Raw genomic sequence first — 15032 nt, forward strand, 5'->3', positions numbered from 1 at the left:
GATGCTCAGTCGTTCCGGATCCGCTCGTGCAGGGTCAGCAGGCGGTGATCGAATCGGGTCCGGAAGTTCGGCATCTCATTGCTGAGCGGCCGTAGCTCGGCCACCAGCTGGGTGGCCAAGGCCCGCAGCTTCACATTCGATTCCTGCGACCGCCACCTGAGCAGCCGGAAGGCTTGATCGGGCGTCAGCCCGTAGACGAGCATGAGCGCACCCTTGGCCTGCTCGATCGTTTCCCGGCCCTCATAGGATTCGGCGAGCGCCTCGTCGGCCTCGTCCACGATGTCGGTGATCTCGATGTAGTAGCCCAGCGTGCCGACCACCGAACCCTCGTCGTCGGCGATCAGGTCGGCCACGGCGATCACCTCGTGTTCGTAGCCGGCCGTGTCGATGATGCGGTGCCTGCTGGAGAACGGTTCGCCGTTCTCGATCATCGTGGTGATGGCGCCGGCCACCCGATCGCGATCCTCGGGGTGCTTGTGCGCGAGCAACAGCGTGGTGGTCGGCTCGACCTCACCGGGCGCGTAGCCGTGCATCGCGGCGACCTCGTCGGACCACTCCCAGCGCTGGTCGGCGAACCAGAATCGAAAACTGCCGATGGGCTGCTGTGTCCCCGTGCCGATCACAGCGTCGACCTCGGCGACGCTGTCGGGCGCAACGATCTGCTCCACTTCGGCGTCGTTGGGGATCGCCTGTTCCATGTCGGTCACCGTCCTATTCTGCACGGGACCACCGACACGTGCGGACATTGCCAGGACTGGGGGAAGTGGGCACAACACACTCGAGCACGCGGCTTCCGATCAACTCAGGTGACGTGCGCGAAGCACGCCCGATAGACCCCGCGGCGCTGATTTTGGACCGTTGAGGCGAAAGGAGCCTAGCCGACCGGTACCGGCAGTATCGAAATCGGCAGGTCCTCGCAGCCTAGCCCAGTCGCTTGGTGATCTCCGCCGCGATCTCGTCCAGCGAGGTCTCGGCCTCGCGGAGGAGACGGGGCATGACGAGGTAGGCGTGCGGCATGTTGTCGTAGTGGCGGTGCCGGGTTTCCACGCCGGCCTCGAGCAGCGCTTCCGCGTAGCGGATTCCGTCGGTGCGCAGGGGGTCGTGCTCGCAGGTGATGACCATCGCGGGCGGCAGTCCGGTGTGGTCGGCGTGCAGCACGCTCACGAGCGGGTTGTCGCGCTGCGCGCCCGCGTAGCTCCGGACCATCAGTTCACCGGCGGCACGGTCGCCGCCGGCCATGGTCGAGGTGTCCCAGTCCGGTGAGGTCAGGGTGGTGTCGGTGAACGGATAGATGATGACCTGATGCCGGATTCGGTGCTGCGCGCTGTCGCGGTCGGCGATGGCAAGGGCGGCGGCCAGGTTGCCGCCGGCGCTCTCGCCGCCGACGCCGATGCGCTGTGGATCCAGGTCTTGCGGCCGGGTGTCCACCATCCACCGCAGCACGTCCTGGCAGTCCTCCAGCGCGGCCGGGAACGGGAACTCCGGGGCGAGGCGGTAGGAGAGGCCGACCACGACGTAGCCGGTGCGCGCGGCGAGCCCGCGCTGGATGTTGTCGGCGAAATCCAAGCCGCCGAGCATGAATCCGCCGCCGTGGATGAACAGGACGGCCGGTGCACCCGGCGGTAGATCCGGGCGCGCGTAGACCCGCACCGGAATCGGCCCGCCGCGGCCGGCGACGGATTCGTTCCAGGTGCGCACGCCGAGATCGCTTCTGCCGCCGAAGAACCAGGGGTGCGTCATCGCCAGGCGGGCGGCGTGCGGTTTGCGGAGCGCGCGGTCCGGAGGTGGCAGGAGCCGCAGTTTGCTGAGCAGACCGCTCAACCCCAGGACGGCGCGGGCGGGTTGCGGGATCGGTCGAGCCATGGTGCCTCTTCTCTTAGTCGCCGGCGAGCAGCCGCGCGCCGATCTGGGAAAGTGCCGCATCGATGCCGGGATACCGGCGCAGGTGCGGGGCCGCCGCGATGTCACTCGTCATCAGCTGCACCGCCTGCACCCGGATTCGGGCCGTGGCGACGTCGACTTCGGGGCGCAACGTCCGCAGGAGATGAACCCACTCGGCGATGTAGGTGTGCTGAGCGGCGCGGGCGCGGTGGAGTTCGGATTCGGGGAGATAGACCAGCTCGGAGACGAGGATCTGCATCAGCTCGGGATTGTCGAAGACGAACTCCCGATACTTCGCCAGCAAACCCGCCAGCCCGTCGCCGGGCGTGCGTGCGCGGGCGAAGACGCGGTGCAGATCGACCCGCAGCCCTTCCTCCCCGCGGGTGATCGCGGCGGCGAGAATCTCGGGCTTGGACGGGAAGTGGTTGTAGACACTCTGCCCGGTGATGCCGATCGCGGCGCCGAGGTCTTCCATGCTGACCGCGCTGAATCCTTTGGCGGCGAACAGTTTCACCGCTTCGGTGACGATCGCCTCGCGTCGTGACTGGACAGCGATTCCGCCGCCTGCTTCCGCCGACGGCGTCGCCTCGCCGGCCGGGGGGAGTGGCGTGGCGATGACCGTGGCGATCAGCTCGGCCAGCAGTGTGGTCATGCCGGGCTCGGGCAGCGTCGCGGTGTGCAGGGACGCGCTGTTGGCGACGGCGAGCGCGCACCAGGCGAGCAATTCGGCGCCCGCGGGATCGAGATCGGGGCGCCGGGTCTGGACCACCGTGGCGGTCAGGTCCGCCACCTGCCGGGCGGTGTTCATCGACCGTTTCGCGTCGGCCGCGGCGAGGTTGCGGGCTTCGCGCCGCCACAGCACCCCGACGCCGCGATGCTCGAGCACGGTCGCGGCCAGTTCGGCGGGCAGGTCGCGCGCGGCGTCGGCCGCGCAGGCGGTGACCACGTCGACGTACCGGGTGACCTGGGCGTCGATGACCGTGGCCAGGAGATCCTGTTTGCCGCGGAAGTGCCGGTAGAGCGCGGAGGGGCCGATGCCGACCGCGTCCGCCACGTCGCCCATGCCGACCTCGCCGTAGCCGCGCGCGCAGAACAGCTCGGTGGCCGCGTCGATGATCAGCTGCCGCCGGTTGGCCGGGCGGGTGCCCCGTGCCGGGCGGAGCAGGTCGCTCTCAGTGGGCACCTATACACCTTTCTGCCGAACAATCCTCGTTCACTTAGCGAATGTATCAGTGGTTGACCATCGGGTGTGCTTCGGTAGTGTGTCGCAGATCGCACTTCATTCAATTCACATAGAGCTGGAACGATGTCCGAGACCGAACCCATGACCTCGCCCCAGGGCGCCACCGCCGAGTTCCCCGGGCGGCCGCAGCCGCCGATGTTCCTGCCCGCGCTGGTGCTCGCCTACCTCGGCGCCGCACTCACCGCGCTGTCCGCGGGTTTCGTCAGCATTCCGCTGCGCCTGTCCGAGCTGGATCCTGTGCACAAATCCCAGACCCTGTCGCTGACCGTCGCGGTCGGCGGGATCGTGATCATCCTGGTGTCGGCCCCGCTCGGCCGCCTCAGCGATGTCTCGACCGCCCGCGCGGGCATCCGCCGGCCCTTCATCCTCGGCGGCGCGCTGGTCACCGCGCTCGGCATGGTGATCCTTGCGTTCGCCACCACCGTGCCCGCGCTCATCGGCGGGTGGGCCGTCGCGCAGGCCGGGTTCGGCGCCACCACGATGGCGCTCAACGCGCTACTGGCCGAACAGATTCCGGCGCGGATCCGGGCCCGGGTCGCGGCCGCCTTCGGGATGAGTACGGCGCTGGCGCCCGCCCTGGGCAGCTGGCTGGTGGGCGTGCTGCCGGTCGATCCCGTGTACTGGTTCGGTATCCCCGCGGTGATCGGGCTGGTCACCAATATCGGCATGGTCGTGGTGCTGCGCGACATCGTGCGCACCGAACCGGTGCCGGTGGGCTGGCGCAGTCTGCTGAGCAGCTACTGGATCAACCCGGTGCGGCACCGGGATTTCGCCTGGGCATGGCTGTGCCGGCTACTCGTGACGCTGTCGCTGGTCTCGGTGGCGACCTATCTGCTCTACCTGCTCACCGATCGGCTCGGGCTGACTCCCGCGGCCGCGACGGCCGCGCAGGCCACGGTCATCGGCGTGATGTTCGCGGCCAGCGTCGTCACCAGCGTGACGTTCAGCTGGATCTCCGATCGCACCGGGCGGCGCAAGCCGATCGTGTACTCCTCGGCGCTGTTCACCGCCGTGGGTTTGCTGATCGCGATGTCCGCCGGCGGCCTTGTGGTGTTCACCCTCGGGATCGCCCTGGTCGGGATGGGGCAGGGCGCTTTCGTCTGCGTCGACGTCGCCATGATGACCGAATTGCTCCCGGCCGCGGCGGATTCCGGAGCGGGAGCCGGGCTGGCCGTCGTCGCGCTGTCCTACCAGCTTCCCCAGCTGCTGCTGCCGGTCGTCGCGACCCCGTTGCTGGCACTCGGCGACGCCGGACCCAACTACACCGCGCTGTTCATCGGCTCCATCATCGCCATCGTGCTCGGTGGGCTGGCGGTTCTGCCGATCAAGAACGTGCGCTGAAGCAGAAAGAACGCAGATGTCTTCTCCCATCGCCGACCGGACACCGCGGGTGTCTCGATGGCCGGGCGCCGTGCTCGGCGTGTGTCTCGCCCTTGCGTGCGCGGCGACGCCCGTTGTCGCGCAACCGCCTTCCTTCGCGACCGCCCCCGACGCCGCGATCATCGCCGAACAGTGGGTGACCACGCGCACTGTGCGAATCACCGTGTCCACCAACGCATTCACCGGGCCGGTAGCCGTCGAGGTCACCCTGCCGGTCGAGTACCGCTCCGCGGACAGCCGACGCTGGCCGGTGACCTACTACCTGGCCGGAGCCAACCACGACCAGACCGCGTTCCGTGCCGCCTACAACGGCGAGGCGGTGACCGCGGCGTATCCCTCCATCGTTGTGGCCCCGCGCGGCGACGTCGGGTTCTGGTCCGACTGGTTCAACGACGGCGCCGACGGGCCGCCGAAATATGAAACCTTCGTGATCGATCAGCTGATCCCCTTGATCGACAAGAACTTCCGCACACTTCCCGAGCGCGGACAGCGGGCCGTCATGGGCGAATCGATGGGCGGCTACGGCGCGCTCATGCTCAGCGCCCGGCACCCGGACGAATTCGTCGCGGCCGCAAGCCTGTCCGGCGTTCTCGACACCAATTCCCCGGCGACCTGGGAACCGATCTCGCAGGTGCCGCTGGTGCGCGGCGCGCGACCCGACGCGGTCTACGGACCCCGTGCGACACAGGAGATTCGATGGCGCGGGCACAATCCGGTCGACCTCGCCGGCAACCTCGGCGCCACGGATCTACAGCTCTTCACGGGTAACGGGGTCTTCGATCCCGCCCACGGGGAAACCCCGGCCGAAGCCGCCCTCGGCTGCCCGGTGGAGGCGGCGATCGTGCAACAGCCCAGCCTCAGCATGCACCGCGAGCTCCTGGCCCGGGGCATCCCGCACCGCTGGGTAGAGCTGCCCTGGGGCTGCCACGGCCCCGCGATGTTCGAACACCAGATGCGCGAAGCGGTACAGCGGCTCACGGAAGTCTTCGCGGACCCGCCCGCCCCGCCCGCCACCTTCGGCTTCCGCTCGATCGAACCGTCTTTCGAGGTCTGGGGCTGGTCCGTGCGCGCCGACCCGAACCGGGCCGTCGAATTCCTCGACCTCCGCGAGGTCGGTGTTGACGAGCTGACGATCACCGGGAGCGGCATCACCACCCTCACGACGCCACCCGGCTTCCGCGGGGCCGGGCAGGTGACCGGCACGATCGACGGAAACCCGGTCACCTTCGTTCCGGATGCGAGTGGCCGAATCACGCTGACGATCGACCTGGGCCCGCCCAACCAGCATCAGCAGTTCCGTGCCGGTGCGCTCTCCAACGTGACGACATCCGTGCTGCGCCTATCTCGATAGGTGGCCTACACCTGCGCGAACCGGTAGTCGTCGAGATCGAAATGCCGACTGCGCCAAGCGGATTCCACGGTCGTGGTCGGTCGCAGCGGCACATCGCCGTGCCGGTCGAAGTAGTAGCTGTTCGCCGACGCGCAGCTGTCCTGCCAGAAGATCTGGTGTTTGCGTCGGGCCAGCATCTCGTCGAAGAAGCGCCGGTTCGCCGCGGGCGTGACCTCGACGACGTTGGCCCGGGTCGACCGCGCCCGGCGCAGCAGCCGCAGGATGTGGTGCGTCTGCGCTTCGATCAGCGCGAAATAGGACGAGCCGTTGTAGCCGTAAGGCCCGAAAATCGAGAAGTGGTTGGGGAATTCGGGGACACTGACGCCTTCGTAGGCCTGGAGCCGATTCGCGTCCCACCACTGTTCGAGTTCCAGGCCGCCACGCCCGTGCAGCTGATAGGTCGGCATATTGCCGGGATCGGCCACCTTGAAGCCGGTGGCCAGGATCAGCACGTCGAGGTCGTGGCTCGCCTCGGTGGTGTGCACGGCGCCGGCGTCCACGGTCGTGATCGAACCGGTCTCCAGTGCCACGTTCGCGCGATTGAACGTGGCCGGATAGCTGTTGTGGAAGCTGGGCCGCTTGCAGCCCAAACCGTAACGGGGAGTGAGCTTGTCACGCACGATCGGATCGTCGACCTGGCGGCGCAGGAACGCCCGGCCGAGCTGTTCGCCGGCTTTGCCCGCGGGGACGATTCCGTTGTAGTGCGCGGCGATCGGGAAGGTCACCTCGACGAACGCCTGGCTGGCCAGTCGCGCGACCTGCTGCCCGCCCGGCAGCCGGGCCAGCAGCGCCTTCGCCGGCCGGGAAATCGCCACATCGGGCTTGGGCAGGCACCAGATCGGGGTGCGTTGGAACACGGTGAGCTGCGCGACCTCCGGGGCGATCGCGGGAATCACCTGGACCGCCGACGCGCCGGTGCCGATGATGCCGACCTTCTTCCCGCGCAGGTCGACCGCGTGATCCCAGCGCGAGGTGTGCATCCGCACGCCGGCGAAGGACTCGATGCCGTCGATGTCCGGCAGCTTCGGCCGGGTGAGGACACCGGCGGCGTTCACGACGTAGCGGGCGGTGAGCACGTCACCGGATGCCGTCGTGAGCCGCCACCGCGCCTGATCGTCGTCGTAGGCGGCCGCCGTGATCGAGACGCCGAATCGAATATGCGGGCGCAGCCCGTACTTGTCGACGCAGTGCTCGGCGTAGTTCTTGAGTTCGGCGCCCTTGGCGTAGGTGCGCGACCAGGTCGGGCGCTTCTCGAAGGAGTACTGGTAGCTGAACGAGGGAATGTCCACGGCGATACCGGGATAGGTGTTCCAATGCCAGGTGCCGCCCGGCCCGCTCGCCTCGTCGACGATGACGAAATCGTGGAAACCGTGCCGCCGCAACTGGATACCGAACCCGATGCCGGAGAACCCGGCGCCGATGACGATGATGTCGTGCTGAATGTTCACAAGCGAGCCACCAAATCCTGAACAGGTCCCGGCAGCATCGATGTGCCGGCTGACTTCGATTCCGACGATACGAGTTATGCCACCGGGCGCCGCCGCGCGATCATCTTCAACCCGTGGCGGGGCCGCAAGGTCAGCGTCGCTTCGGGCTGGACCGGGTGGCCGGGCGCGAGATCGAACACGAAGCGCTGACTCAGCATCGCCGTGATGAGCACCGATTCCATGGTCGCGAAACTGGATCCGATACACATCCGCTTGCCGCCGCCGAACGGCAGGTACGCCGATCTCGGACGCCCCTTCGAGGCGCCGGGCAGGAACCGCGACGGATCGAACTCCTCGGGATCGCGCCACCAGCGCTCGTCGTGGTGGATGTGGTGCGTCGGGATGATCACCGTCGTGCCCTTGCGGATGTGGTGGCCCGCGACGACATCGTCCGCGATCGCCACGCGCGGAATCGCCCAGGCCGGTGAGAAGTACCGCATGGCCTCGTGGAAACACGCTGCGGTCCAAGGCAATCGGGGCAGGTCCTGAACCGTAGGGGTGCGCCCCTGAAGGACCTCGTCGACCTCGTCGAGCAGGCGAGCGCGAGCATCCGGGTTCAGCGCCAGCAGGTACCACATCCAGGACAGGGCGTTCGCGGTCGTCTCGTGGCCGGCCAGCATGAAGGTCAGTGCCTCGTCGCGGACGCGGCGCAGGGGGAGCCGGCCCTGTCCGTCCTCGGCGCCGAGCAGGTGATTGAGCAGATCCGGGCTGTCGGTCGGGTGGGCGCGCCGCTCGTCGATCACGTCCCACACCGCTTGGTCGAGGATGCGGACGATCGACTGGATGCGCCGGAACGGCGGCGGCAACGGGATCGGTGTGAACGCGACGGAGGAGAGCCCGCGCCAGGCGCGCTTGGGCGGAGCGAACACGATGAACAGCCGCTCGAGATGTTCGGCGAAGCGGAGCCCGTAGGTCACCAGGCCGGACATGCTCGTCGCGATCCTGGCGAACTGCTGACCGAACAGCGCGTTGCCGACGACGTTGAGGGTGAGTTCGACCATCTCGCCCACCATGTCGACCTCGATGCGGCCGTCCTCGGTCGCGAGCGCGGCGCGGCTGGCCTCGATCGGCGCGATCATCAGGTCGAGCAGGCTGTCGAGGTGCCGCTTGCCGAACATCGGCCCGAGCATCGTGCGGTGCCGCTGCCACGACTCGTCCTCGTCGGTGAACAGGCTGACGCCGAGGATCGCGCGCAGGATCTCGTATTCGAAGGACTTGTGGTACTTCAGCCGGCCGGCGTGCAGCACGTGGTCGACGTACTCGGGATTGGTGAAGGCGACGAATCGTCGTGTCCCCGCGCGGAATCGGAGCACGTCGACGCCCCTCATCCGGCCGATCATCCCGTCCTCGTAGTCCAGGCCGATGGTCAGTGCTTCGTAGGTGGCCACGAGGGTGCGGGTGCGGCGCGAGGGTGCCGGGGGCGCGGTGCTGAGTGCGACGGACATCGTTGTCCTCCCTTTGGGGGCATGTGACACCAGTTTGTGGTTCGGCGCGCGAAGTTGTCAATATGGAACGGTGCCGAGAATGCGAGAAGCCGGAACCTGGGGTGGCCGCACCGCCGCGGAGCGCCGGGCCGAACGGCGCAAGCGGCTGCTCGACGCCGCGATCGAGATCTGGCAGCGCGACGGCTGGGCCGCGGTGACGATGCGTGGCGTCTGCGGGCGGGCCGCGCTCAACGACCGCTACTTCTACGCGGAATTCGGCGATCTCGACCAGCTGCTGGTGGCGGTGTGGGAGCACACGCGGGACGGGATGCTGTCCGCGCTGACCGTCGTCTTCGCGCAGAATCTGCATCGATCACCGTACGAAATCACCACGGCGGCAGCGGAAATCGTGGTCGGTCGGATCGCCGACGACCCCGGCGCGGCACGCATTCTGTTCATGCATCACGGGGGGAGCCCGGCGCTGGAGCAGTGCCGGACCTCGGCGCTGCAAATGGTCACCGGGCTGGTCGTCGCGGCCGCGCAGCCGCACCTGCGCCCCGGGGCCGACCGGCTGGCGCTGCGGATGGACGCCGTCGTCGCGGTCGGCGGTTTCGTCGAGTTGCTCAGCGCCTGGCAGGCCGGTGTCTTCGAGTGCGACGGGCAGGCGATCGTCGCACAGGCCGGACGGCTCGTATCGGCCTTCGGCGATCGCTATTTGACCGCACCTGCCACCTCTTAGTGCGGGATTCTCAGCAGTTGCTCGGCGCCGGTTCGCCGCGGAAGCGGGCATCGATCCAGCTGATCGCGGCCGGTGCGCCCAGCACGGCGGTGCTCAGATGGTCCGGGCTGGGGAACAGTTCCGACAGCACGGGCTGGCCCGCCCCGCAGTAGCGCCGCACGGTGTTGACGATGGAGTCGACCGGGATGAGCCGGTCCTGCGGGGAGTGCCACTCGTAGACCGGCGCGAGCGGAATGCCGTCGAACAACTCGAGGCTGTTCGCCTCCACCACGCCGCGCGCGCTCGGATCCTCGATCAGCGACGTCGATTTGGCCACGTCCATCACGCTGCGCCCGGCCCCGGCCATCAGAATCTCGTTGGTGCAGCTGTTGGCGATGCTGGCGCGGACCGCGAGCCCGGCCGGGTTCATGTGCTCGCTGATCGGCAGCTGCTGCGGGTATTCGCGTTCGAGCCCGATGGCCGCGGCGAGCGCCAGGCCGAAGACCGGGTGCCGCTGATAGCCCAGCTCCTCGATCATCTTGACCAGGTTCATCGGCACACCGCCCTCCGCGGCCCCGACGATCCGCAACTCGGGGGCGTATTCACGCTGTAGTGCGGCGGCCCACGCGGTGGCCATTCCGCCGCCGGAGTAGCCCAGCATCGCGACGGGACTCGTGTCGAGCCCGAGTTCGGCGACGCGCTGCGCGGCGCGAATGCCGTCGAGGGTGATCAGGCCGCCGAGCCGGGCGGCGCCATAGGCGGCGTTCGGGCCGAGGTGGTCGGGGAGCGCGATCGACCAGCCCCGCAGCAGGATGGCGTTGAGGACCGGCGCTTCCTTGACGAACAGGTTCGGGTCCTGGGTGTAGAGAATATGGGAGACAGCGCATTTGGAGCCCAAGCCGTTGATGATGTGCTGGTAGGACAGCAGCGGCGCACCCGGCTGGTGGTTCATCGGGGTCAAGACCGTCGTCGTGGCCGCGATCGGCGCACCGGTGGAGTTGGTCGACCGGAACTTGACCAGGGTGACCCGCGCGCCGGGGAAGGACCACAGCGGCGGCATCGGGCGAGTTGCCAGCACGTCGCCGGGTGCGGCGGATTCGAGGTCCGCCGGCGCCGCGTAGAACGGGTCGGGGTCCGGAGCCGGGTAGAGCGGCTCGGCCGCGACGGTCGCGGTGGCCAGCGTGAGCGCGGTGACCACGCCGAGCGCGGCGCGAGACAGTAGTGAGGCCGACAAGGAGCGACGAACGACGGACGTCAGCACGGTACGTGAACCCTCCCAGAGTGGAAATATTAGCTGAAAGTTTGCTAACTGAGTATCGCTTGGTTGGGGATCGGTCGGCAGGGACACGCCGACATTTCGGGTGAACGTTGGGTCACTCGTTGGACAACGTGTGCGAGCCGGGGCGGTTGCGCTGATCGGTTTGGGGGTCTGCGCATACTCCCGCCCCGTTACCGTCTCGGACTAGCTCGAGGTTTGCGAAATCCTGTAGCCCCGACACAACCCTTGCTATAGAGTTATAGCCGTAACGAACAAGTCTCTGGCCCAAGCTCTTCAGGCTCCTGCGCAACGAGTGCCCTTGCGTACGAACACCTTTGGGAGAGTTATCGATGACGCCGAATAGCCGCATACTTCGACCTCCGGCCTAGCGCGCCGTAATACCCACGCTGAGTGTTACTTGCCTGCCATCGCGTTGTCGACGGTCTTTGTGATGGCTCATCCCAGTCCGTGACGGATTTGTCGCGCCGAAGCCGAGGAACGATATATGCCTCCCTATCGCTTGCCTGATTTCTATACGCCATATCCGGCCAGGCTGAACCCCAATGTCGAGAGCGCCCGTTCACACACGATGGAATGGGCGGCCGAGATGGGATTCTTCGAGCCGCAGGAAGGCCGCCATATCTGGTCCGAAGCCGACCTGACGGCGCACGACTACGGCCTGATGTGTGCGTATACCCATCCGGATTGCGATCGCGACCATCTGAACCTGGTGACGGACTGGTACACCTGGGTGTTCTATTTCGACGATCATTTCCTCGAGTTGTTCAAGCGGCAACTGGACAAGGCGGGTGCGGAGCAGCACCTGAAGCGGCTGCACTCGTTCATGCCGATCGACGATCCGGATTCGGCCCCCGAGCCCCGCAACCCCGCCGAACGCGGCCTCGATGATCTGTGGCGGCGCACCGCGCCGCACATGACCACCGGCTGGAAACGCCGGTTCGTCGCGAATACCAGCGCGCTGATGGAGGAATCACGCTGGGAGCTGGAGAACATCGTCTCCGGCCGCATCGCCAACCCGATCGAGTACTTCGAAATGCGCCGCCGGGTCGGCGGCGCCCCCTGGTCGGCGGACCTGGTCGAGTACGCCGTCGGCATGGAGATCCCGGATCGGCTGACCGGGCAACGGCCGATCCGCGTCCTGCGCGACACCTTCGCCGACGCCGTGCACCTGCGCAACGACCTGTTCTCCTATGAGCGCGAGGTGCTGGAGGAGAAAGAGAACTCGAACGGCGTCCTGGTCGTCGAGACCTTCTTCCAGGTGCCCACCCAGCGCGCCGTCGACATCGTCAACGACATGCTGACCTCCCGGGTGCAGCAGTTCGAGCACACCGCGGTCACCGAGGTTCCGATCATGTTCGGCGCGACCGGCGCCACCCCGGACGAGGGCAGCGCCGTCGCGGCCTACATCAAGGGCTTGCAGGATTGGCAGGCCGGCGGCCACGAATGGCACCTCCGCTCCAGTCGATACACCAAGCCCGACGCCGCACCGGCCACGGACATGCTCGGCATGAGCGAACTGCACTCGCGGTTCGGCCTCTCGACCGCCTACCCGCTGCCGCTGCGTGCCGGGAATACGGGCGGAATGCAACGGGCACGGGCCTTTTCGCATATGCCCTATCAGCGGGTCGGCCCGATCACCATGCCGCCGATCTACATGCCGTACGAACTCGCGGTGAACACCCACCTGAGCGCCGCCCGCAGTGCGGTGCTCGCCTGGTCCAAGGAGTTCGGCCTGCTCGACCCGGCGGTGCGGTGGTCCGCGGCCGAACTGGAGAAGTTCGACTTCCCCCTGTGCGCGGCCGGCATGGATCCCGACGCGGAAGAGCGCGAGCTGATCCTCAGTTCGCAGTGGCTGACCTGGGGAACATACGGCGACGATCTGTATTCGATGCTGTTCGGGGCCCGCAAAGACCTGGCGGCCGCTCACCTCCAGACCCGCCGCCTGTCCGGCTGCGTCCCGACCGACAGCGCGGAAGCGCTGCCCCCCGACCTGAATCCACTCGAGGCGTCCCTTGCCGATTTGTGGCGCCGGACCACCGAGTCGATGAGCGCCGCGCAGCGCACCGAACTGCGGGCCGCCCTGATGAACATGGTCGACGCCTGGACCTGGGAGGTGGCGAATCAGACCTACAGCCGATTGCCCGACCCCATCGACTATGTCGAAATGCGCCGGCAGACCTTCGGTTCGGACCTGACCTCGGCCATGTCCCGGCTCGCCCACGGTGAGCGGATTCCGGAGAAAGTGGCCGGGCATCGCGTGCTAGCCGATCTCGAGAATACGGCGATGGACGTCGCGACCTTGCTCAACGACCTGTTCTCCTATCAAAAGGAAACAGAGTTCGAGGACGAACTGCACAACATTATCCGCGTCTTCGAGCATCATCTCGGCATTGATCGCGAGAATGCCGTGCTGCTGGCCAACGATCTGATCACCGCTCGGCTGCAACAGTTCGAAAGCGTTATCGCCGAGGGGCTGCCGCGCGTCTTCGAGGAGTATCAGCTCGATAAAGCCGAGCGGCACGTGCTCGAGCGCCGCGGTCGCGAACTCCAGGATTGGATGGCCGCGATTCTCAACTGGCACCGGGAATGCCGCCGCTACGGCGAAGCGGACCTGCGTCAGCGATATCGAATGTCCCCCGGCAGAACACCATTCCTGCCGCACGGCCTGGGCAGCAGTGCGGTGACGATGCTGTTCGACGCTGCGAGGTAACCGACGAAGGGAGCCGCACGCCGGCCCGCTGCAACCAAAGACCACCACTCCCAGTGGATTTCGACAAAGACGGCGCTTCATCCGCATTCTCAGGAGTTGACTATGACCATCGAAATGCCCCTCGGCACCGATTCCGACGACCGCCGGTCGCTCAGTACCGCCGCTGCCAAGAAGCTGGCGCACACCACCAAGTCGGAACCTCAGATGCAGGGGATCAGCTCGCGCTGGCTGACCCGTTCGCTGCCCTGGGTCGAGGTACGCGGCGGTGTCTACCGCGTCAATCGCCGGCTGTCGCACACCCTGGGCAACGGTGCGGTGGAGTTCATCACCGACGGCCCGCAGGCGCGGGTCATTCCGCAGGAGCTGCGCGAGATTCCGCTCCTGCGCGACTTCGACGACCAGGATGCCCTGTCCGCCCTCGCGGAGCGCTTCGACCAGCGGGAGTATCCGGCCGGCACCGTGGTCGCGGAGTTCGGCAATCCGGTCGATCAATTGATCCTGATCGTGCACGGCAAGCTGACCAAGATCGGGAACGGCGAGTACGGCGAGCACCACAAGCTGGGCGTGCTGTCCAGCGGCGATTTCCTCGGTGACCGCGCCCTGGTCGACGACGAGGCGGCGATCTGGCCGGTGACGGTCAAGACCGTCACCCCGACGACCGTGCTCACCCTGGGCCGCGCGGAATTCCGCTCGCTGCTGGAGAACATGCCCGAGCTGCGCCAGCACCTGGAGGAGGTGTCCGCCCAGCACGCGAGCCCGCAGAACAAGTACGGCGAGGCCGAGATCTCGGTCGCCTCGGGGCATGCGGGGGAGCCGTTCCTGGCGGGTACCTTCGTCGACTACGAGACGCAGCCGCGCGAGTACGAGCTCAGCCTGGCGCAGAGCGTGCTGCGCGTGCACTCCCGGGTCGCGGACCTGTTCAACGATCCGATGGATCAGATCCAGCAGCAGTTGCGCCTGACGATCGAGGCGCTGCACGAACGGCGCGAGTACGACCTCGTCAACAATCCCGATTTCGGGCTGCTCAACAACTGCGATCTGAAGCAGCGCATCTACAGCGAGGCCGGGCTGCCGACGCCCGACGACATGGACGAACTGCTCAGCATGCGGCGCAGCACCGCCTTCTTCCTGGCCCACCCCAAGGCCATCGCGGCCTTCGGCCGGGAGTGCACGCGCCTGGGCCTCTATCCCGATCAGACCGAACTCGAGGGCAAGCGGGTGATGGCCTGGCGCGGGGTTCCGATCCTGCCCTGCGGGAAGATCCCGATCAGCGATACCCATACGACCTCGATCATCGCGATGCGGATCGGCGAAAAGGACCAGGGCGTGGTGGGGCTGCACCAGACCGGCATCCCCGACGAGATCGAACCCGGCCTCAACGTCCGGTTCAAGGGCATCGACGATCAGTCGATCATTTCCTACCTCGTCTCCTCGTACTACTCGGCGGCTGTGCTGGTACCCGATGCGCTCGGGATCCTGGACAACGTCTCGATCGCACGGCATCCGGAGTAGCAGGCCGC

General features: G+C 67.3%; 11 protein-coding genes. 5 read left to right on the plus strand and 6 right to left on the minus strand.

Annotated features, from left to right (window positions below):
• Positions 1-5: 5 nt before the first annotated feature.
• From AB0H76_RS12135 to AB0H76_RS12145, 3 genes are all read right to left on the minus strand, one after another.
• Entirely contained in the window at positions 6-698 is a 693-nt protein-coding gene (locus AB0H76_RS12135) for a PAS and ANTAR domain-containing protein (protein ID WP_357326117.1), read from the minus strand.
• Positions 699-921: 223 nt separating this feature from the next.
• Positions 922-1863, minus strand: a complete 942-nt coding sequence (locus tag AB0H76_RS12140; RefSeq protein WP_357321486.1) for an alpha/beta hydrolase — start codon at positions 1861-1863, stop codon at positions 922-924.
• Positions 1864-1876: 13 nt separating this feature from the next.
• On the minus strand, positions 1877-3064 hold the full coding sequence (locus AB0H76_RS12145) for a TetR/AcrR family transcriptional regulator (protein WP_357321489.1): 1188 nt from the start codon (positions 3062-3064) through the stop codon (positions 1877-1879).
• A gap of 123 nt (positions 3065-3187) precedes the next feature.
• Here AB0H76_RS12145 and AB0H76_RS12150 point away from each other — a divergent pair, with 123 nt between their 5' ends.
• Complete coding sequence (locus tag AB0H76_RS12150; RefSeq protein WP_357321492.1) at positions 3188-4465, plus strand: MFS transporter; 1278 nt, start codon at positions 3188-3190, stop codon at positions 4463-4465.
• 16 nt (positions 4466-4481) lie between these two features.
• Positions 4482-5855, plus strand: a complete 1374-nt coding sequence (locus tag AB0H76_RS12155; RefSeq protein WP_357321494.1) for an alpha/beta hydrolase family protein — start codon at positions 4482-4484, stop codon at positions 5853-5855.
• 5 nt (positions 5856-5860) lie between these two features.
• On the opposite strand, the gene AB0H76_RS12160 is transcribed toward AB0H76_RS12155, so the two are convergent.
• Entirely contained in the window at positions 5861-7342 is a 1482-nt protein-coding gene (locus AB0H76_RS12160) for an NAD(P)/FAD-dependent oxidoreductase (protein ID WP_357321497.1), read from the minus strand.
• A gap of 74 nt (positions 7343-7416) precedes the next feature.
• Positions 7417-8826 (minus strand): cytochrome P450, encoded by a 1410-nt coding sequence (locus tag AB0H76_RS12165; RefSeq protein WP_357321500.1) that lies wholly within the window; start codon positions 8824-8826, stop codon positions 7417-7419.
• Between the two features lie 79 nt (positions 8827-8905).
• Between AB0H76_RS12165 and AB0H76_RS12170 the strand changes: the two genes are divergently transcribed.
• Complete coding sequence (locus AB0H76_RS12170; protein ID WP_357321503.1) at positions 8906-9544, plus strand: TetR/AcrR family transcriptional regulator; 639 nt, start codon at positions 8906-8908, stop codon at positions 9542-9544.
• 10 nt (positions 9545-9554) lie between these two features.
• Here AB0H76_RS12170 and AB0H76_RS12175 read toward each other — a convergent pair whose 3' ends face one another.
• On the minus strand, positions 9555-10757 hold the full coding sequence (locus tag AB0H76_RS12175) for a lipase family protein (protein WP_357321506.1): 1203 nt from the start codon (positions 10755-10757) through the stop codon (positions 9555-9557).
• A gap of 529 nt (positions 10758-11286) precedes the next feature.
• On the opposite strand from AB0H76_RS12175, the gene AB0H76_RS12180 reads away from it, so the two are divergent.
• Both AB0H76_RS12180 and AB0H76_RS12185 read left to right on the plus strand, forming a co-directional pair.
• Complete coding sequence (locus AB0H76_RS12180; RefSeq protein ID WP_357321509.1) at positions 11287-13512, plus strand: germacradienol/geosmin synthase; 2226 nt, start codon at positions 11287-11289, stop codon at positions 13510-13512.
• A gap of 102 nt (positions 13513-13614) precedes the next feature.
• Positions 13615-15024 (plus strand): family 2B encapsulin nanocompartment shell protein, encoded by a 1410-nt coding sequence (locus AB0H76_RS12185; RefSeq protein WP_357321512.1) that lies wholly within the window; start codon positions 13615-13617, stop codon positions 15022-15024.
• Positions 15025-15032: the final 8 nt, after the last annotated feature.

Origin of the sequence: Nocardia sp. NPDC050712, from assembly GCF_040654295.1 — a bacterium.
In the GTDB taxonomy this organism is placed as follows: domain Bacteria; phylum Actinomycetota; class Actinomycetes; order Mycobacteriales; family Mycobacteriaceae; genus Nocardia.

What these genes read in the sequence shown, in the direction of transcription:
- AB0H76_RS12135 (WP_357326117.1), bottom strand. Translation starts at nt 698, where the DNA reads ATGGAACAGGCGATCCCCAACGACGCCGAAGTGGAGCAGATCGTTGCG.
- AB0H76_RS12140 (WP_357321486.1), bottom strand. Translation starts at nt 1,863, where the DNA reads ATGGCTCGACCGATCCCGCAACCCGCCCGCGCCGTCCTGGGGTTGAGC.
- AB0H76_RS12150 (WP_357321492.1), top strand. Translation starts at nt 3,188, where the DNA reads ATGTCCGAGACCGAACCCATGACCTCGCCCCAGGGCGCCACCGCCGAG.
- AB0H76_RS12155 (WP_357321494.1), top strand. Translation starts at nt 4,482, where the DNA reads ATGTCTTCTCCCATCGCCGACCGGACACCGCGGGTGTCTCGATGGCCG.
- AB0H76_RS12165 (WP_357321500.1), bottom strand. Translation starts at nt 8,826, where the DNA reads ATGTCCGTCGCACTCAGCACCGCGCCCCCGGCACCCTCGCGCCGCACC.
- AB0H76_RS12170 (WP_357321503.1), top strand. Translation starts at nt 8,906, where the DNA reads ATGCGAGAAGCCGGAACCTGGGGTGGCCGCACCGCCGCGGAGCGCCGG.
- AB0H76_RS12180 (WP_357321509.1), top strand. Translation starts at nt 11,287, where the DNA reads ATGCCTCCCTATCGCTTGCCTGATTTCTATACGCCATATCCGGCCAGG.
- AB0H76_RS12185 (WP_357321512.1), top strand. Translation starts at nt 13,615, where the DNA reads ATGACCATCGAAATGCCCCTCGGCACCGATTCCGACGACCGCCGGTCG.